Genomic DNA, 17,737 nt, shown 5'->3' with positions numbered 1-17,737 from the left:
CGGCCCTGGGCGGCTTGACGCCCCGAGCCTTCGCCAACCAAGCTGTCACAGCCCGAGAACTTGCATAGGCCGTGGACCACAAACAGGGTCAACTCCAGACCGACGATGCACTAACTTCGAACCTGGGCCACCGCATGGGGGCAGGCCAGATGGCTATGTGAGGTGAAGGGCGAGCGCATCGACTTGGCTCGGAAATCGCGAGGTGCGAGACGTTCGCCCGCACTTGCTGACCCAAGCCGCCCCTGGATGCACCCCCATGCTGAATGTTGTTGCTACCGTGTCTGCCGTTGCGTTGGGCATGATCCTCGCCGCACCTGTAATGGCCCAGGATCTCGACGTCCCTCGACGTGGTGACGGGTCGGGCATGAGGCGCGTACCGGATCTGCAGGTTCGGCCACGCGGCCAGCGAGAACAGGTCGCGCCGCCGGCCGACGACTTCTCGACCGAGGAGCCGGACGCAGATGATGACGATGATCTTGACGATCCAGATGACGCGCCGCCGGCTGATCGCCGTCTCTGAACGCTATACGTTGAGGTGGCTGGGCGTGCCTTCCCAGTCCTGTAGCGGACCTTGGTCTCTTGCGGTTGATCGCTGGCTTTGTGCTGGCGTCAACGGCAGTGAGAGTGCAATGCGGATGCGACTAAATCCCAGCTCAAGGTGACGTGCATGAAGCTCGTGACGACTCTGACTGTGCTCGCTCTTGCCCTCTCCGTTGCTCCTGCCTGGGCGCAGGGTCTTGGTGTAAGCCCTGATGGCGATCCTGTCGTCGTGCCGCCGAAGACGCCGAAGGAGCGTGAGCTTGGGCTGGAGGGCCGACCTCCAGGTCAGGTCGAGCAGCCGGCGCCCGACGATGACATGCTGAGCGATGTGCCCGACGAGAACCTCGACGATGAAAGATTGCCACCGACGCCGCCGGTGAGCCCGAGCCGCGCTTAAGATAGCTGTCGAGTCGGACGCGACAGAGATGCGAGTGGTGAGTACCGGCGGTACAGCGTGATGCGATCTAGACCCCCATCTGGGGGAAAGAAAGAGCGTGTCACAACGGACGGGTCTAGCTCGGCGACGGCTGTGACAGTCCTCGGGATGTTCGTGACAGGCACCGTGACAGAACAGGCGATTTCCGTGACAGACCGCCCGTTTTTGAGACATCTTGGACAATTGACCCCGCCTCGCAGCTTCTCCGAGCACGATGAGACAGTATTCGAGACCTTAAATATCGCGATCGCACTCGATCTGGTCCTAGAAGCTGGCGACCACGCCAGCGAACTCGACCAAGACGAGGTCCAGGCGACCCTTCGAATCTCGGCGCAACTTGTGACGCTGACCAAGCAGATTCGCGCGGACGTGCGCGCCTTCCACGCGGCCGATGTCTACAAGACCGGTACGGGGGTCAGCGCATGAGCGGCCCCTCATCCCGCCGCGGCTTTCTCTCCGGCCTCGCCGCTCTCCTGTTGATCGGCGGCGGCGTTAGCCTCATTGGCCGGCCTACCGCTGTGGCGGCGCCTGTCACCGATCAGATGATGACCCACTACCTCGGGTTCATCAGCCGCGAGTTCCGCGAGCTCATGGTCAAGATGGATCAGCGGCACATCGAGAAGTCGGTCGCTGCTTGCGTCCGCCGAGGCGACTTTGTGCGTCCCAGCTATGCCGAGGAATGCAAGGCGCGGACCCGATATCAGCTTTCCTGGATGGATTTCCGATGCCTTGCGGGCGAGGGCGAGCTTCCAGTGGCGGCGCCTCCGTCGAGCCGGGCCGCGCTTGTTCTGAGCACTGTCGGATGCAAGTGAGACAGGGAGGGGCGCACATGAGGCTCGCCGCCCTCCGTTCGGTGGGCCATGGCCCACCGAACGCGCCGGATGGACGCCTATCAACACGCCTACGGATTGTCGCCCTACGCGTTGGGACAGAACGAGCCCGATAGGTGACGAACGGAGCCCCGGCCGCTTGGTGGTCTGGGGCTTCTTCCATCAGAGCGATGTCTTAGCCGAGCTGGATCAGCTCGGCTGCTCCTCGGTCTCCTCGATCGCCGGGTCATCTTCCTCCGGTATCGATGGCGCCTTCCGCTCAGGCTGCTCGGCGGGGGCGGGCGGGTTCTCGATTGGCTGCAGATCGGCGCCGGGCATTGGTGTGTCGGCTGAGGTCACTCGTTCGCTCCCTGATTGTTGTAAGAGCAAAGTACGGGCGATCGGAAGCGTTCCTGCGCGTGATCAAAGCCCAACTTCCAAAGAGCCTCAGGCGATGGCCCAGGCGAGCACCAGAGTGCCGCCGAGGAACATGGCGTAGGTGAGCAGGACCGCCGTGACCTCACGGTGCTGCAGGAGGACGGAGCGGGAGGCGATCAGCATGGGATGAGACCGGGAGCAGGTGTGCTCCCTCCATCTGACTCAACTGCCCAGCCTAATGCGAGGGCTGCCGCCTGTGGAACAAAGGTAAAACATCGGCTGTCGCTTGGCGGTCACATCCTTGCCGACAGCCGACTTAACTCATGGGGCTTTAGGTGCTCGTCCAGCCTTCTTCTGCTTCGGCTCGGCCGGCGCTTCTGAGGCTGTTCCATCCGGCCTAGCAGCCTTTCTTACGCCTTTCCGATGGTTCCCGAGCCCCGAGGAGCGAGCGAGTTCGGAGCGTTGCGCTGAGTAGGCTGCCGAGGTCATCGGGTAATCGCGCGCGAGACCGTACTTCGCTCTGTATGCCTCAGGCGTCAGGCCTCGCATCGTAAGGTGCCGGCGCAGCGTCTTGTAGGGCTTGCCGTCCTCGAAGCTGATCAGGGCGTCGGGCGTGATCGATTTCTTGATTTCAGCCGGTGTCGGCTTCTCGATCTTGTCTCCGGCCGGCATAACAGGTCCATTCAGACCCTTAAGGGTCTGGTGCACTGTGGTGATCAACTCGCCCAGATCGGTAGGCCGGACGGAGTTCTTGGAGATGTACGCGGAGACGAGATCGGCAGTCATAGCGACGTAGTCGACCGCTCCGGTTTCGGTTTCGGTTTCAGCCGCAGTTCCATGCACGTCTTGCACTTCGCGTTCCTTTGATTTTGGGAATTACTGCATCTACCCCGCGTCCAAATAAATCAAGGCTCTATAGGAAGGTCTTCTTTGGTCACGAGAGCCGGCAGCTCTGCTCTGGCATCCTACGTGCAAGGCAGGCTCATTCCTCTCATGGAATTCCTCCCCTTGACTTCACCCGCCCAGCGCAAGCTGCGGCGGGTTTTTTGTCTCGACTGGCGTGATCGGGCGCAAGGCAATGGAACCCACAGGCTCCGCTCCCTCTTGACTGACCCTGTATGATCGAGAGCGTGCCCGCTGTCGTTGCTCCTGAAAGTTGACCTATGAAGATCCTCATCCTTGCCAGCGTCGTTGTTCTCGCCGCGGCTCCCGCCATTGCTCAGACGGGAGTTCCGCGTCAGCCCGGTACCGGTAGTCCGATCGTTGTGCAGGAGCCGAACAGCACCGGTAACGATCGGGACGTCGTCGTTTCGCGTGGCGCGACCGGCGCTGACACGGCAACCTCTGACTCGGCTGCCGGCGGCAACGCCAGCAAGCCAGAGCAGGCTGTTCCGAACAGCAGCGCTGGTGGCGGCAGCGGAGGTAGCAACTAAACCGCACTCGCTGCGGATGTGAGCAGCCAGCATCTCTTTCGGGCTGCTCCCTATTGCGAGACACTGCATCAACCCGCTCGGCCCCAGCCGCGGCGGGTTTTTCCGTTCAACGCATTGGGTGCTCGACGAGTGTCCGGATCAAAGCCCAGAGGGCCTGATGCTCCGGACCCCCGCTGTCGAGGCTGAGGAAGATCGGCAAAGCCATATCGACCAAGTGGCCGCCTGAAGGCTCATTGGCCGTGTGGCGCACGAAGGTGTGTCCTGAGGCGGCGTCAACGATAAGGTGCCAGTGGTCCCCATTCGAGCTGGCGTAGATCTCGCGCATCTGCTCCTCCAGCGAGAGCTGTCGACGTCCAGTATCGCGTGGCAATCAGCATGCCATCTGTAGGAATCTGGCCGACCGTTTTCCCGACGGAAGATTTCCCTGCAGGCGTTCCGGACAGGGCTAGGCCGGTCTGTTGCTCAGGCGTTCTCGTCCCTCCGCGGCGTCAGGAAAGCGATCATTTTACCGACACTGCACCTCGTTAGAATGTGCGCTATCTTGCGAGGATACTGATGGATGGAAGGGTAAAGTTGAACTACGCTTAAAGCTCTAATGTCCAAGTGGTTTGAGAAACGTCCCTAAGGAACGATGGTGCGAACAAAACTCAGCACCTTCTGCCGATCCTGATCATCCGTGATCCCAGCCCATAACCGCAGAAGCTCGACCGTTGGATCTGGATCGCGCGAAGTTGGGTTTGACAGTGCTCCGACCGAACAACCGATCGCTATGGCAATCCTATCTAACACGGTCGCCGTTTGGGCAGGGGCGTCGCTGTCGTTGATTAGTTTCATCGTTTGCGTCTCAAACAAATGAATTGTGTGATACCCGACATATCAAACAGCCAAGCTACGATAAAACTGAATACGGATGATACAAACGAGATGAATACTCACTCGGTCACTTGCGCGGATTAACATTTGATGATTGCTTGACGCTGAGAATGGAGGCGTCAGAAAAGTGGAAGATAACGAACGTTTCGAGGCAATGGCGGACGCTTGCCTTAGAGCCCATGAGGCAGTCGCAGAGATGGGCACGCCCGCGATGCTCGCGATGACGCGTGCCCTGCTATGGCAAGTGGGGCAGGAGCTCGCCCAACGGGAAGCGCGTCGCGAGAAGATGCCGCAAAATGCTGATGACGAGAAGGGAACCAACGTCTCATAAGCTCGCGTTCTGCCGGTCCTCCTTCGGACGGGTTATTGCCAGAGCAGTTAATCAACGACTAACCAAATAACGCAACAATCGAGGCACATTTACGTCATATGTTGATTTTCCTGATATAAAGTGCTGTATGATGTAAAGATCGTCAGACGATCGATTACAGGTGCTGATGCCTGGAAGAGCCGTGCGCTTCCGCCTGCAATGCAAGGCGAAGCCAAATGGCGTCGAACATCCATAGACCCCTGTCACCGCTCATTACCAAGCTCGAGAGTATTGCTACGCTCTCGACCGAGGAGCGCCACGCTGTCGAGAGCTTGCCCGTCAGGGTGCAGGTAATGCGAGCCCGGCAAGACATCGTTTGCGATGGTGAGATGGCTTCGCAGTGTTGTCTCATCCTGGAAGGCTGGGCCTGCCGCTACAAAATGCTGGGCGAGGGCAAGCGCCAGATCTTTTCATTCCACATCGCCGGCGACATCCCGGATCCGCATAGCTTGCACATCCCACTGATGGATCACAGCCTTGCCACGATGACCCAGGCCACCGTGGCCTTCATCCCGCATGCTGCCATGCATTCGTTGACCCTCCGCTTCCCCAGCATCACCGGCGTGCTTTGGCGTGACACGCTGGTTGACGCAGCGATCTTCCGGGAATGGATGATGTGCATGGGCCAGCGCTCATCCTACAACCACCTCGCTCACCTATTTTGCGAACTGTACCTCAAACAGGAAGCCGTAGGTCTGGCCGGTGAACACCGCTGCACCCTACCGATCACCCAGGCCGATCTGGCAGACGCGAGCGGCATCTCGAACGTGCACGTCAACCGCGTGCTGAAGGAAATGCGCGGCAACGGGCTGATCACCCTGCACGGCAACACGCTGGTTATACAAGCCTGGGAGGCACTAATCCGAGCGGCGGAGTTCGATGAGACGTACCTCCACCTTCGGAAGCGCCGCGCATGAGCTTGCACCTTCAACCAGTCCAGCTCGCCACCGGCAGCGAGGATAGTGAGAGCCACCTCGTGTTTGCCGACGGCCTCCTCGTGGCGATCCTGGTGCACCTCTCAGACATGCATGAGGAGGATGCAGGGAAGTGGTACCTAGAGGCGGTGTTCGGGCCAACATGGGGCCGGGAACATCCGTCCTTCGTGGACCTAGATGCAGCGCAAGCCTGGATTGCTTCCCGGCTCGGCGCAAGCCAGACGCACTAAGCGGTAACAGTCAGCGTTTCTAAAGGATCAGCCTTATCGTCTGCCGATCTGCCGAGAAGGCGTGCATACTCCGCCTCTGGGACGCCGTAGCAGGCCCCTGCCACAGCATGCAGTGCGGGCCGATTACGCACGACCAAGGTGCCGCGTCGGGCCTCAATCATGCCCAACCGCTCAAACTCGGCCACGACCGCTGTCAGGCTAGTTCGATTTACACCGAGCATCAGCGATAGGAATTGGTGCGTCGTCGGCAGTGCATTGCTGGCTGTTCGGTCGTGGCACATCAACAGCCATCGAGCGAGGCGCGGCTCCAGTTTAAAGCGCCCGTTAGCTAGGGCCGTAGAGGCCAGTTGCACAGCGAAAACATGGGCGTAGCGTAAGAGCCGACGTTGCAGATTGGGGCTTTGCTCCAGCGCATCCTTCAGGGCACTGACGGATATGGTCCAGGCGAACCCCAGCATCTGAACTCGCGCCTCGTTCGGGGTTTGATCGGCGTCGAGTAGGATGGGAACACCCACCATGCCTTCGCGGCCGATGAGCCCGGCCTCGATCTGCTGAGCATCCTCAGCGACGCTGACAAGCGAAACGATGCCCTGCTCAACAAAGGCTACGCGAGAGATCGGCGTATGGGCTCGGATTAGCACGTCGCTCACGGATAAGGTGGCGAGTTCCAGGTGCGGCTGCAGCAAAGCGAAGTCCGCCGCTGGCAGTGCTGCGAGGAGGCGGTTCTGACACCCACGCTGCTGCGGCTGAAACATGAACCCTTTCCCTTAGGGCGGACACTAACACCCTTCGATCACGGACACGCCCGGAGGCATGCCTGCAAAGCCCAGCCTTCTGGCAATAATTGTAAAATCCGGCAAGACGCAGTCATATGATGAAGAACCTGTCGGGTTTCCGACATAAGATGTAACATCTTGGCTGCGTGATGAGACCCGATGCAGGACGCCCTGATCCGCAAGCTTGAGAGCTTCCAGGAATTGACCAACGAGGATCGGGGGGCACTGAACGCCCTAGTCCCGCGCTTCCGGAATGTGGGTCCGCACATCGACCTGATTCGGGAAGGTGAACCGCCCAACGATATCCATCTCATTCTCGACGGATACGCCTGCCGCTACAAGGTTCTGCCAAACGGTCAACGCCAGATCATGGCCTATATGGTGCCGGGCGATTTCTGCGACCTCAACGTGTTCATCCTCGATCAGATGGATCACAACATCGGCACAATTACCGCCTGCCAAGTTGTCGACATCCCACGTCACGCTATCGAAGCAGTGATGGTCGATCGCACCAGCATTACCCAAGCTGTGTGGCGCTGTGCACTCGTTGACGAAGCCATCCTGCGAGAATGGCTGGTCAACATCGGCGGTCGACCGGCTAACCAACGCATCGGCCATCTCATGTGCGAGTTGCTGCTACGGCTTGAAGCGGTAGGAGGCGTTCAGAACAACAGCTACAGCTTCCCGTTCACGCAAGCCGACATCGCCGACACGATGGGCCTGTCGAACGTGCATGTGAACCGCACGCTCCAAGAACTTCGGGCAATGGAGCTAATCGAGCTAAAGCGCCGGGTACTTACCATCCTGGATATCGAGCGCCTGAAAAACTACTGCGGCTTCAACCCGAACTACCTTCATCTCAAGAACTCGCGCTGGAGCACCGGCCGCAGCGTGCCATGGCTAAGCAGTGGCTCCGGAGGGTAGCCGTGAGCCGTCAGGGCAACGTTGAGACGCTCATCGTCCTGCAGCCAATTGCTGTCGATACAGGAAGCCTCGATCGCACCGGCATGCTGGTGATAGCCAATGGGATGCTGGTGGCAGTTCTCATCCGCCTCGACGCTCCTGAACACGAGAACCCTCAGGGCTGGTTCGTGGAGGCCGCCTTCGGACAGTTAAATGGGCTTCGGATTCCGGCTTTCGACACGCTGGAGGATGCAACACGCTGGCTGCGGCAACATCTTAAATCCTGACACCAGCGGTATCTCTCGTAAGGAACCTCGACCAAGAAGCAGGCGACCACGCTGCTGACCATGACGGGCGGCTGTTCTCAGCCCTGGTGGTCGTAGTAGCGGCACGGATTGCGCCGGCTCCATCACATCGCCTCGGTTCGCTTTTAGTGATCTAAATCGGACGCTCGGTACCCTCTGCAAAGAGAAGAATGCGGACGTTCGTCGATGGCTCACCGAACGTCCGGATTATGGCGAAAGCGGATATGACCTGATCTGCCGCGCTCAAGTGAATGTAAGATACCCGACAGACGGAACGCTGATTAACAAGAGGTAATGACGAACGAATTACGTTCAATTACGCTATCATCCTCGGCAGAAAATAGAACTTTATGGAAAGCAAAGCTATTGAAGATATATTTTGACTTCGATGATAGTCATACCCCGCTTAGAGATGAGGAAGGCATCGACCTTCCCGACGTAGAGGCCGCCCGGACAGAGGTTCTTAGGGCGCTCGCAGATATCGCCAAAGACGTTCTGCCAAAAAGTGATCAACAGGCGTTCAGGGTTTCAGCTCGCAATGCCTCCGGAGACATCGTCTACAGCGCAGAAGTGACAATTTCAGGCGGACGGCACGAACCTCGCCATCAATAACTTCGTTCCGGATGTTTGCGTAGTTATTACGCTGTAGCGGAACTCGAATTTATATTCCACATTTCAACGCAATCTTTCTGGTCAATTGCCGCTTAGCTCGCCATACTAACCATAGGGCATGGCCCGGGAGGGCACATGCTCAATCCGTTCATCCAGAAGCTTGGACGCCGTTTCGTCCTGTCTGGGTCCGAAGAGAAGGCTCTTACTGATGCGAGTGCGCGCCTTCGCGATGTTCCATCCCGGACTGAGCTCATTGGGGAAGGAGACGTGCCCGATCACGTCCACCTGATCCAGAGAGGTTTCGCCTGCCGCTACAAGGTCCTCCCGGGGGGTGGGCGGTCGATTGTCAGCTTTCTCATCCCAGGAGACTTCTGCGACCTGAACGTGTCGATCCTGGGCGAGATGGACCACTGCATCGGAACGATCAGCTCCTGCGATGTGGTGCGTATCCCGCGTTTGGTGATGAATGACCTCTGCGGGAAGCACCCGGTCTTGAACCGTGCCTTGCAGTGGGCCGGCCTTGTCGATGAAGCAATCCTCCGGGAATGGCTGGTGTGTATGGGCCGTCGTTCGGCCGACGAGCAAGTCGCACATCTGTTCTGCGAGTTCCTGATCCGCCTCCAGGTGGTCGGGCTCGCGACAGAAAACAGCTACTCGTTTCCCCTCATCCAACTCGACCTCGGCGATGCAACCGGGCTATCGAACGTTCACATCAACCGGGTGCTCCAGGAGTTACGACGTCTGGGGCTGGTGGTGTTCAAGGAAAGGCGTGTCACCCTACCTGACGTCGCTGCCATCAAGGCTTATGCGGGGTTCAATCCCAACTACCTCCACCTGCATCCCAAGGCTCCCCCATACCCCGCTATGTGAGGTATCAGACATTTCCTAAGAGGCGGGATCTCACTTCCATTTGTTAATATTTTTTGCAAATTTGACGCCTATGATGTAGCGCATCGCGGCCATACCCCCGGCCTTCCGCGCCTGTGAGACCCCGTGTGCTCCCGCCTGCTGCGCGTAGAGATCCGTGTGCCTCGCTATTTTTTCGACATCCATGACGGGCGGACGCTTCGCGACGACGAGGGCATTGACCTCGCTGGCCCTGAAGAAGCTGCTCGTCACGCAAAGACGGTCCTACCCGAGATCGCGGCGTACGAGGTACCTAAGGACGGCGAGCATCAGGCTTTTTTCGGTTCTAGTAACGGACGAAGATGGCCATCCCATCTACTCAGCCGCCATGACCTACACGGGCACATGGCTGATCCGCTGACCGGGCTCCGGTCTGCCATTCATGACCACCAAAGCAGCCTCAATCTCACGATTAATAGTCTGCTTTGCGTCAACTCCGGCCATGCCAGCCTGTTGGCCCGAAAGTCTGAGTAGGGTCGGAACCCGCCAGTCGGCTCTACGAACGGATCAGGACGGCTCCGGTTATAACCTGATGTCGGGAATACCGTCGTTAATCCGACATCCTGGTCTTATGCGCATGGCGCATTGGAAAGAGACTAAGGCCTTGGCGTTGTCGCAACGAAAAGGGGCCGCCCCGATGAGGAAGCGGCCCGAAGTTGAGGAATCGCCCTGGGAGGGGCTACAACGCCGCGACCCTATCGCCGTGCTGTGTTGAGCCAACCCCAAGGGACGGGCGAAGTTCATTCCGAGCTGGCACAATGGTTCTAAGCACTTTTGCCGCGTTGACGTTATCCTGCCAATGGCAGACACGAAGGCGACCGAAGGGACGAGACAGTCCTGCGGAGGAACGCCCACGACGAGGTCAGCGAGCGCATTGTGCCGTTGGCCTCGTTCGCGTTGGCAGATGGCATAGAAGATGTATTCTCGACCTGCTGGCGCGTTCCGAGCCCCCCAAGCGATGAGTGTCAGCCCGGCGGCAGAGAGGAGGCTTTTCCTTTTGTGCCGCCGGTTATCGCGGACCTTAGCGCCTCTGCCGTGGACCACTCTGGTGCTGCCTCTGAAGCCGGTCAGCGCCTCGGGTGTCCATTGGCGGCGGCGCGAAGCATCCTCTCGATCTCCTCCATACCCTGCGCCCTGGCTTTAGCTTCGGACGGATGATCGCGATCCGAGCGATTGAGTAGCTTGCCATGCTTTCAGACAACCCACTGCCAGATCCCTTCGCGCCTCGTTTTTGGCTCAACTTTAAGGGTGTATGGATAGGTGTTGGTTGTCTCGCTCATGGCTAGTGCCCTCGATGCGCGTCATCCAATGCAAGGTGTTCTAGAATGCCCTAGGACGGCCGTGAGGCCTTAGATGCACCCTCAAAGCCGCTAAAAACACGCTCAAGCCGACTGACGGGCCTCTGAGGCCATCCTAGAGCGTATCCATCCGGACTTCCTGGGGCTCTTGCCAGCCCACGCCGGCCATTCTCCAGACCAAGCCGGAGCCGCTGCCCATTTCCGGCCACTCACGGTGCACTCCTTGTCACCGACCCGGAGGAGAACCTTCTCGGCATCGTCTCTTCCGGTTTGGGAGCCAATGAAGCGAGCTGGCTGACCGTCGATTTCCTTCAACACTGCGCGGCAGGTCATCCGAGCCTCCTTGCTGCATCGCGGCGAAGCCTACTGCAAAGCAAAACAGCCGCCAATCCAGTGATGCTGCTACCCGGCGGCGCGCCGGCTCCTCAGATGCGACCGTCCTCGCGCGCACAGCTTGCACCCGGTGAAGATATGCCAATCCAAGTCAATCGACGTTAAATGGCGTTACTCAAGTAACGTAAATCAATACACTTGCAAGTCATTGCAGAATAAGCGATGTTATTGCTTCGCGATTAGTTCGTTGCGTGTTCGTCGGGCTTGTGGGCCGATTTAAGCGCAGCGAGCAAGGGGGCCGATCCCACCCCCGCAAGAGCCGCAATCGCGCCTATCGCCATCGTGCAGGCATTGCGTTTCGTCACCTCGACCGCGATCACGGCCAGCGCGGCCGGGCCTGTCGCAAACGCGATCGCGCGGGCGTTTACCCAACGTTGACCATACGGCCTGCATGGCGCCTCCGTTTTCGGAGGCCGCTCATGATCCTGTCTGCTATCGCCGCCAAGCTCAAACAGCGCGCCAAGGCCGACTTCAAGGGACGGCACTATGAGGCTGCGCTCATCGTCCAAGCCGTCTCTTGGTACCTGCGCTATCCGCTCAGCTACCGCGACATTGAGGAGTTGTTCCTGGAGCGCGGCCTGGAGGTGGATCACTCCACCCTGAACCGTTGGGTGCTGGCCTACGCGCCGCTGATCGAGAAGCGGCTACGCCAGTTCCGCCGGCCGCACTGCGGCTCGGTCCGGATCGACGAGACATACATCAAGGTTCGTGGCGAGTGGCGCTACCTGTACAGAGCCGTCGACAAGCACGGCAATCCGGTCGACTTCCTGCTCGCTGCGAGCCGGGATCTCGACGCCGCCAAGCGCTTCTTCCGCAAAATGCTGGCCGATCAGCCGCTTCTTGCGCCTGACCGGATCGGCACGGATGGCGCCAGCACCTACCCGGCTGCGATCGTGGCTGCGAAGAGCGACGGCCTTCTCGCGCGTCCTGCGATCCACTACGTCACTAAGCACCTGCAGCAGGGCATCGAGAGCGACCACTTCCGGGTCAAGAAGAACATGCCCCGGGTCGGAGGCTTCCGCTCCTTCCATACGGCTCGACGCACCATCCAGGGCTTCGAGGCTATGCTCTGGCTGCGCAAGGGCTTCGGCTTTGCCGGCGTGTGGACGGTCCGTGAGCAAAACCAGCTACTCGGGGTCTGCTTTGGGCTTCCCCAAGCGAACAAAGCGTGAAAGCGGGACGGTAGAGGCCCTTCCACGCCTTATGTCCAAGCTTGCGACACGCCCCACCGAAGTCTGTGGATCGCCGCCGGCACCGCGCAGGTTGCGCAGAAACGGGGTCTCTCTAGCAATCCGAGCAGCATCGCCGATCAGTTCTTGGCCCCAAGCCTCCTGGGAGGTCAGCGCAAGGGCGAGCCCAAGAGCGGAATAGCGGCACAACCGTCGCACGAGGTCTGAGATCCTTCGAGGGCCCACGACGAGCGCCGCGCATTTGAGATGCCTTATCTCAGGCACGCAACACCACGACAACAGCGCAGCGGCCACAGCTCCTGGCATCTGCGGGCGGCTTGAGCACCTACTCTGCGATGGCGGACAGGATCATGGGCGGCCTCCGGTTCAGAAGGCGCCATGCAGACCGTATGGTCAACGCGGGGTTAAACGCAGGTCCGATCGCGTTTGCGACACGCCCGGATGGACCTACCAGGGGCGCACGCGGTTCCGTTGCGTCTGAGATTACCGACACCACGGCGGTAGCAAAAGTTGATGCCGCAATCGACGTGCTAGCAACGTCCTGTTTTACGCCGGCACGCGGATCGGCAGCGGCGGAATGAGGTGTAAGACAGGTTAGGAATGCGCTACGGTCGTGCATGGCCGTTCGCGAAACAATGACCGTCTCCCTCACTCCCGAGTTGCGCGCCTTCGTTCAGGAGCGGCTGAAATCGGGGCGTTACGGCAACGCCAGCGAAGTTGTGCGTGCGGCCCTTCGCTTGCTCGGCGAACACGAACCCGACCTTCGATCTCAACACCCAGTGCCCACGCTACATCCGCGCGCCAGATAATGGTTCCTCGTCGGCACGATGCTCTCGGCTTCCTGGAAGAGGGCGGCACGATGGGCGTCCTCATGCGTGCGCATGATTGGGCGACAACGCCCTTAGGCACCCCTGCAACGTGGCCGCAGTCATTACAAACGGCGTTGTCGATCTGCCTGAACGCCAAGGTCGTCAGCGCCCTCTACTGGGGACCCGAGTTCCACGTACTCTACAACGACGCCTATGGCTTGGCGTTGGGGAAACGCCATCCCTGGGCGCTAGGACGACCAGTCAGCGAGGTCTGGCCGGATATTTGGGACGTGATGGGGCTACAACTCGCGTCCGTGGTCGCAACCGGCCACGGCCTCGTGGTCGAAAAACAGCCGTTCACGATGCGGCGGCACGACCGCGATGAGGAGACGTTCTGGTTCTACAGCTTCGCGCCGGTCCGGGGCGAAGACGGAGGTGTCGCTGGTGTCTTCGTGACGGCGATAGACCTTACGGGCCAAGTGCTTGCCGAGCGGACGAGGGACGAGAACGAGTGCCGGCAGAAGCAAGCTGCCGACGCTGCCGCCCTATCCGCCGACTTCCGGGCGCTGTTCGAGGCCTCACCGACGCCCTTCCTCGTGGTGGCACCGCCCGACTGGACCATCGTTGCGGCAAACGACGCCCGCATTCAGCTCACTGGCTTGACGCGCGAGGAGCAGATCGGACGGAGGCTGTTCGACCTCTTCCCCGACGATCCGGCCGACCCAGGTGCCGATGGCGTGCGCAACCTTACCGCCTCGCTCAATCGTGTCGTCGCCACCAAGATCCCTGACCTGATGGCCGTCCAGCGCTATGCGGTGCGTGATGCGGACGGGCGCTTCATCGAGCGGTGGTGGAGCCCAGTCAACTCGCCGGTGCTCGACGAGGCTGGCAAGGTTGCGCTCATCATCCATCGTGCCGAGGAGGTCACGGAGCTGGTGCGCTTACGAGGCGAGGCCGAGGCACACGACCAACTCGCCCGTGACCAACAGGCAGCAATCAACCGCCTGCGCGTCACTGACGTGGCGCTGCGCGAGAGCGAGACGCGCTTCCGCAACATGGCCGACAATGCCCCGGTGATGATGTGGGTGACCGACCCGAAGGGTTACTGCACCTACCTCAACGCCCGTTGGTACGAGTTCACGGGCCAAGAGCCAGGCAAAGGCGAAGGATACGGTTGGCTCGACGCCGTCCACCCGGACGACCTGCCCCTTGCCGAGCAGGCCTTCGTCTCGGCCAATGCCGAACGGCGCAACTACCAAGTCGACTTCCGCCTGCGTCGCGCAGACGGTGTCTACCGTTGGACGATTGACGCGGCTGCTGCCCGCTTCGCCGAGGACGGCGAGTACCTGGGCTATGTTGGTTCGGTCATCGACATCGATGAACGCCGCGAAGCCGAGGAACGGCTGGCCTTCAGCGAGGAGCAGCTGCGGCTCGCTATTGAGGTCGGGGAGATCGGACAGTGGGACGTCGATCACCTCACCGGTGCGATGTTCTGGCCGCCGCGGGTCAAGGCGATGTTTGGGATCTCGCCGGACGTGCCGGTCACGTTGGACGACTTCTACAACGGCGTTCACCCCGATGACCGGGAGAAGACGCAAGCAGCCTACGAGGCAGCAAGCGATCCCCATCGTCGCCCGCTCTACGATGTCGAGTACCGGACGATCGGCAAGGAGGATGGCATTGTCCGATGGGTGGCGGCCAAGGGGCGAGGCATCTTCGACAACACTGGCCGGTGCGTGCGCGTGATCGGCACCGCCATCGACGTGACTGCCCGCAAGGCTGACGAGAGGCGCCTGCACGAACTGAACGAAAGCCTGGAGCAGCAGGTCGCGGACCGCACAGCCGACCGGGATCGTATGTGGCGCCTGTCGACCGACCTCATGCTGGTGGCGCGCTTCGATGCAATCGTCACCGCGGTCAACCCGGCCTGGGCCAACCTGCTCGGCTGGTCCGAGGATGAGCTACTCGGTCGGCGCTTCATCGACCTCGTGCATCCCGAGGACGTTGCGGCAACGCTGGCTGAGGCAGGGCAGCTAGCCGAAGGGCGAACGACGCCGCGGTTCGAAAACCGCTACCAGCACAAGGACGGCTCCTACCGACACCTCTCCTGGACGGCGGTGCCATCAGAGAACCTGATCCATGCCGTGGCCCGTGACGTCACGGCGGAAAGAGAGCGTCAGGCCGAGCTTGCGACCGCCCAGGAGCAGCTGCGTCAAGCACAGAAGATGGAGGCCGTGGGTCAGCTTACCGGCGGCGTCGCCCACGACTTCAACAACCTGCTCACCGTCATCAAGTCCTCCACAGACCTGCTCAAGCGTCCGGACCTGCCGGAGGAGCGTCGCCAGCGCTACATCAGCGCAATCTCGGACACGGTCGCACGCGCTGCGAAGCTCACGGGTCAGTTGCTCGCCTTCGCCAGGCGGCAGGCCCTGAAGCCGGAGGTCTTCGACGCCGGCCGGAGCGTTGTCGCCATCACCGACATGGTCGGCACGCTGAGCGGTTCGCGCGTCAGGATCGTTACCGACATCCCTGACGAGCCCTGCTTCGTGCACGCCGACCCGAGCCAGTTCGACACCGCCCTGGTGAATATGGCCGTTAACGCCCGGGATGCCATGGACGGCGAGGGCACCCTCACCATCACGGTGCATCCCGTCTCGGTCATTCCGCCGATCCGCAGCCACCCCGCGGTCCGTGGCGACTTCGTCGCTTTGTGCATCGAGGATACGGGGGCCGGCATCGCCCCTGATCAGATCGAGCACATCTTCGAGCCGTTCTTCACGACCAAAGGCGTTGGACAGGGAACTGGCCTGGGGCTAAGCCAGGTCTTCGGCTTTGCCAAGCAATCCGGAGGTGATGTCCGCGTCCAGAGCACGGTCGGTCAGGGCACGATGTTCGTCCTGTACCTGCCCAAGGTAGAGGCCGCCGCCGACCAGCCCGAGGTGGAGCCTGAGCCCCTCATCGATGGACACGGCACACGGGTCCTGGTGGTCGAAGACAACGCGGATGTCGGGACGTTCGCGACCCAGACCCTGGCCGAACTCGGATACGTCACCATCTGGGCGGCCAATGCCGAGGAGGCGCTGGTCGAACTGGCGAAGGGGGCCGACCGCTTCGACGTAGTGTTCACCGACGTCGTCATGCCCGGGATGAACGGGATCGACCTCGCTCACCGGATCCGTGAGGATCACCACGACCTGCCGGTTCTGCTGGCCTCGGGCTACAGCCACGTGCTGGCGCAGAATGGCACCTACGGGTTCGAGCTGCTGCACAAGCCTTATTCGGTCGAGCAGCTCTCGCGCCTGCTTCGCAAGGTCGCCACCTGGCAGCGGCGCAAGCGCATCCTCGGTCGGTAGCTTATCGTAGGATGAGCATCCGGAAGGACGCTGCGGTTGCAGCGCCCCTCCTTCGCGTTTGGTTCAGGCCTTGGCTTTGCCCTTGGCGGCCGTCTTTGCAGCACCGGCAAGCTTCTTACCGACTACCTCTTCGCTGTCATCCTCTTCGTCATCGCCGGCCGCCTCACTGCCCTCGACGTTGAGGCTCTCAGCGATTTGCGAGAGAAGTTCGTCGGTCTTCTTCTCTTCCTGGAGGGTTTCGTCCAGGAGCTTGGCGGCGTCCTCGTACCCAAGCTGGCTCGCCCAGGTCTTTAGGGTGCCGTAGCGGGCAATCTCGTAGTGCTCGATCGCCTGGGCACATCCGATTAGAACAGCGTCCGCAGCTGGGCTGCCACCGAAATCCTCTAAATCCTCCTCCATCTCGGAGGTCAGGCCTTGCATGGCTTCACAGGTCTTGGCCCGGGCCGGCTTGCCGATGATCTCGAACACCTGCTGCAGGCGCTCGACCTGGTGGGCACTCTCCTCGGCATGGGTCTCGAACGCCTGACGTAGCTCATCGTGCTCAGCGGCCTTCGCCGACTTTTTCAGAGCGCGAACCGCCTGCTTTTCGGCGTAGTACACGTCCTTTAGGGTCTCGTAGAAGGCGTCGTTCAGCGTCTTCGGCTTCGTAGCCATCGGGTATCTCCAGCCTTCTGCCTCCGCGCTCAACAGCGCAGCTTGGCGAGTGCGAGGAACGCGTGAAGATCGACGAGGTTCTGGTCGTCCAAACGTTTTCGCAGGTACCTCGGTGCATGCGGGAATCGAGAATGCATATGGTTAAGTGATCGCTAACCACATCAATAGATGATCTGGATACCTTAGCGGTTTGACCCGTTTAGACCCTACGGATAATCGTACGCAGAACGTGAAAGACTATTGTGCTCATCCTCAACCCGCTGACCGGCAAGCTTGTCGAGATCCCCACCCCGAAGCCCCATAGGCCCTGAACCTCCTACCTCTCTGCAATCGAGGTAAGTCCACGTCAGGCATGCGGGTGGATCCCTCGGATCTGCAGAGCTGCCTCGGCTATTAGCTGGGCATGAGCGCACCCCCTCCACCCCTTAGCTCTATGCTAGGGTGTGAACCGAACCAAGACGTTGCGAGAGTTCTGGTTTTGTGATTCAGAGCCGCCGTTTGCAGCACGGAGGCGGCGATGGTGGACCTGTTCTG

20 protein-coding genes are annotated in these 17,737 nt (G+C 60.5%); 14 read left to right on the top strand and 6 right to left on the bottom strand.

The annotated features are described in order from the left end of the window. Positions 1 to 256 precede the first annotated feature (256 nt). The 4 genes from ASF57_RS25710 to ASF57_RS11325 all read left to right on the top strand — a co-directional run bounded on the left by ASF57_RS25710 (position 257) and on the right by ASF57_RS11325 (position 1,788). Positions 257 to 520, top strand: a complete 264-nt coding sequence (locus tag ASF57_RS25710) for a hypothetical protein (protein ID WP_156376100.1) — start codon at positions 257 to 259, stop codon at positions 518 to 520. Between the two features lie 147 nt (positions 521 to 667). Next, positions 668 to 937, top strand: coding sequence for a hypothetical protein (locus ASF57_RS25705; protein ID WP_156376099.1), 270 nt, complete (start codon positions 668 to 670; stop codon positions 935 to 937). Positions 938 to 1,084: 147 nt separating this feature from the next. Next, positions 1,085 to 1,402: a hypothetical protein gene (locus tag ASF57_RS11330; protein WP_156376098.1), complete on the top strand. Its 318-nt coding sequence runs from the start codon at positions 1,085 to 1,087 to the stop codon at positions 1,400 to 1,402. Further along, the gene (locus tag ASF57_RS11325) at positions 1,399 to 1,788 is read left to right on the top strand and encodes a hypothetical protein (protein ID WP_056483313.1); all 390 of its coding nucleotides are present in this window, start codon (positions 1,399 to 1,401) and stop codon (positions 1,786 to 1,788) included. Before ASF57_RS11330 ends, ASF57_RS11325 begins: the two co-directional genes overlap by 4 nt. Before the next feature lie 207 nt (positions 1,789 to 1,995). Here ASF57_RS11325 and ASF57_RS27240 read toward each other — a convergent pair whose 3' ends face one another. After that, positions 1,996 to 2,124 (bottom strand): hypothetical protein, encoded by a 129-nt coding sequence (locus ASF57_RS27240; protein ID WP_280138756.1) that lies wholly within the window; start codon positions 2,122 to 2,124, stop codon positions 1,996 to 1,998. Positions 2,125 to 2,484: 360 nt separating this feature from the next. Then, a complete protein-coding gene (locus tag ASF57_RS24730) occupies positions 2,485 to 3,015 on the bottom strand; it encodes a MucR family transcriptional regulator (RefSeq protein ID WP_244476908.1) in 531 nt (176 codons plus the stop codon). A gap of 311 nt (positions 3,016 to 3,326) precedes the next feature. Here ASF57_RS24730 and ASF57_RS24725 point away from each other — a divergent pair, with 311 nt between their 5' ends. After that, entirely contained in the window at positions 3,327 to 3,596 is a 270-nt protein-coding gene (locus tag ASF57_RS24725; RefSeq protein ID WP_082503873.1) for a hypothetical protein, read from the top strand. Positions 3,597 to 3,702: 106 nt separating this feature from the next. Here ASF57_RS24725 and ASF57_RS11320 read toward each other — a convergent pair whose 3' ends face one another. Next, complete coding sequence (locus ASF57_RS11320; protein ID WP_200935854.1) at positions 3,703 to 3,921, bottom strand: hypothetical protein; 219 nt, start codon at positions 3,919 to 3,921, stop codon at positions 3,703 to 3,705. 1,094 nt (positions 3,922 to 5,015) lie between these two features. Here ASF57_RS11320 and ASF57_RS11315 point away from each other — a divergent pair. Both ASF57_RS11315 and ASF57_RS11310 read left to right on the top strand, forming a co-directional pair. Beyond that, a complete protein-coding gene (locus tag ASF57_RS11315) occupies positions 5,016 to 5,756 on the top strand; it encodes a Crp/Fnr family transcriptional regulator (RefSeq protein WP_056483311.1) in 741 nt (246 codons plus the stop codon). Next, the gene (locus ASF57_RS11310; protein ID WP_056483308.1) at positions 5,753 to 6,004 is read left to right on the top strand and encodes a hypothetical protein; all 252 of its coding nucleotides are present in this window, start codon (positions 5,753 to 5,755) and stop codon (positions 6,002 to 6,004) included. The genes ASF57_RS11315 and ASF57_RS11310 overlap by 4 nt, the downstream gene beginning before the upstream one ends. Here the strand turns inward: ASF57_RS11310 and ASF57_RS11305 are convergent. Beyond that, on the bottom strand, positions 6,001 to 6,759 hold the full coding sequence (locus tag ASF57_RS11305) for a Crp/Fnr family transcriptional regulator (protein ID WP_056483305.1): 759 nt from the start codon (positions 6,757 to 6,759) through the stop codon (positions 6,001 to 6,003). The two genes, ASF57_RS11310 and ASF57_RS11305, sit on opposite strands and share 4 nt — an antisense overlap. A gap of 180 nt (positions 6,760 to 6,939) precedes the next feature. Here ASF57_RS11305 and ASF57_RS11300 point away from each other — a divergent pair, with 180 nt between their 5' ends. The 4 genes from ASF57_RS11300 to ASF57_RS11290 all read left to right on the top strand — a co-directional run bounded on the left by ASF57_RS11300 (position 6,940) and on the right by ASF57_RS11290 (position 9,470). Next, a complete protein-coding gene (locus tag ASF57_RS11300) occupies positions 6,940 to 7,704 on the top strand; it encodes a Crp/Fnr family transcriptional regulator (RefSeq protein ID WP_056483302.1) in 765 nt (254 codons plus the stop codon). Between the two features lie 2 nt (positions 7,705 to 7,706). Continuing rightward, positions 7,707 to 7,970, top strand: a complete 264-nt coding sequence (locus ASF57_RS11295) for a hypothetical protein (protein WP_056483299.1) — start codon at positions 7,707 to 7,709, stop codon at positions 7,968 to 7,970. A gap of 312 nt (positions 7,971 to 8,282) precedes the next feature. Then, the gene (locus tag ASF57_RS25700) at positions 8,283 to 8,600 is read left to right on the top strand and encodes a hypothetical protein (RefSeq protein ID WP_156376097.1); all 318 of its coding nucleotides are present in this window, start codon (positions 8,283 to 8,285) and stop codon (positions 8,598 to 8,600) included. Positions 8,601 to 8,735: 135 nt separating this feature from the next. After that, positions 8,736 to 9,470, top strand: a complete 735-nt coding sequence (locus ASF57_RS11290; RefSeq protein WP_056483296.1) for a Crp/Fnr family transcriptional regulator — start codon at positions 8,736 to 8,738, stop codon at positions 9,468 to 9,470. A 30-nt stretch (positions 9,471 to 9,500) separates the two neighbouring features. Here the strand turns inward: ASF57_RS11290 and ASF57_RS25695 are convergent, their stop codons facing one another. Continuing rightward, a complete protein-coding gene (locus tag ASF57_RS25695; protein WP_056483293.1) occupies positions 9,501 to 9,719 on the bottom strand; it encodes a hypothetical protein in 219 nt (72 codons plus the stop codon). Positions 9,720 to 11,616: 1,897 nt separating this feature from the next. Between ASF57_RS25695 and ASF57_RS11280 the strand changes: the two genes are divergently transcribed. From ASF57_RS11280 to ASF57_RS11275, 3 genes are all read left to right on the top strand, one after another. After that, positions 11,617 to 12,369: an IS6 family transposase gene (locus tag ASF57_RS11280; protein ID WP_056483290.1), complete on the top strand. Its 753-nt coding sequence runs from the start codon at positions 11,617 to 11,619 to the stop codon at positions 12,367 to 12,369. Positions 12,370 to 13,004: 635 nt separating this feature from the next. Continuing rightward, on the top strand, positions 13,005 to 13,196 hold the full coding sequence (locus ASF57_RS24705) for a type II toxin-antitoxin system ParD family antitoxin (protein WP_200935853.1): 192 nt from the start codon (positions 13,005 to 13,007) through the stop codon (positions 13,194 to 13,196). After that, the gene (locus ASF57_RS11275) at positions 13,196 to 16,549 is read left to right on the top strand and encodes a PAS domain S-box protein (RefSeq protein ID WP_082503869.1); all 3,354 of its coding nucleotides are present in this window, start codon (positions 13,196 to 13,198) and stop codon (positions 16,547 to 16,549) included. Before ASF57_RS24705 ends, ASF57_RS11275 begins: the two co-directional genes overlap by 1 nt. A gap of 63 nt (positions 16,550 to 16,612) precedes the next feature. On the opposite strand, the gene ASF57_RS11270 is transcribed toward ASF57_RS11275, so the two are convergent. Then, positions 16,613 to 17,203, bottom strand: coding sequence for a ferritin-like domain-containing protein (locus ASF57_RS11270; protein ID WP_056483285.1), 591 nt, complete (start codon positions 17,201 to 17,203; stop codon positions 16,613 to 16,615). Between the last annotated feature and the right edge of the window lie 534 nt (positions 17,204 to 17,737).

This window comes from Methylobacterium sp. Leaf117, assembly GCF_001422985.1.
In the GTDB taxonomy this organism is placed as follows: Bacteria; Pseudomonadota; Alphaproteobacteria; order Rhizobiales; family Beijerinckiaceae; genus Methylobacterium.
The sequence above is the reverse complement of the archived record's forward strand: the minus strand, read 5'-3'. Positions and strand labels throughout refer to the sequence as shown.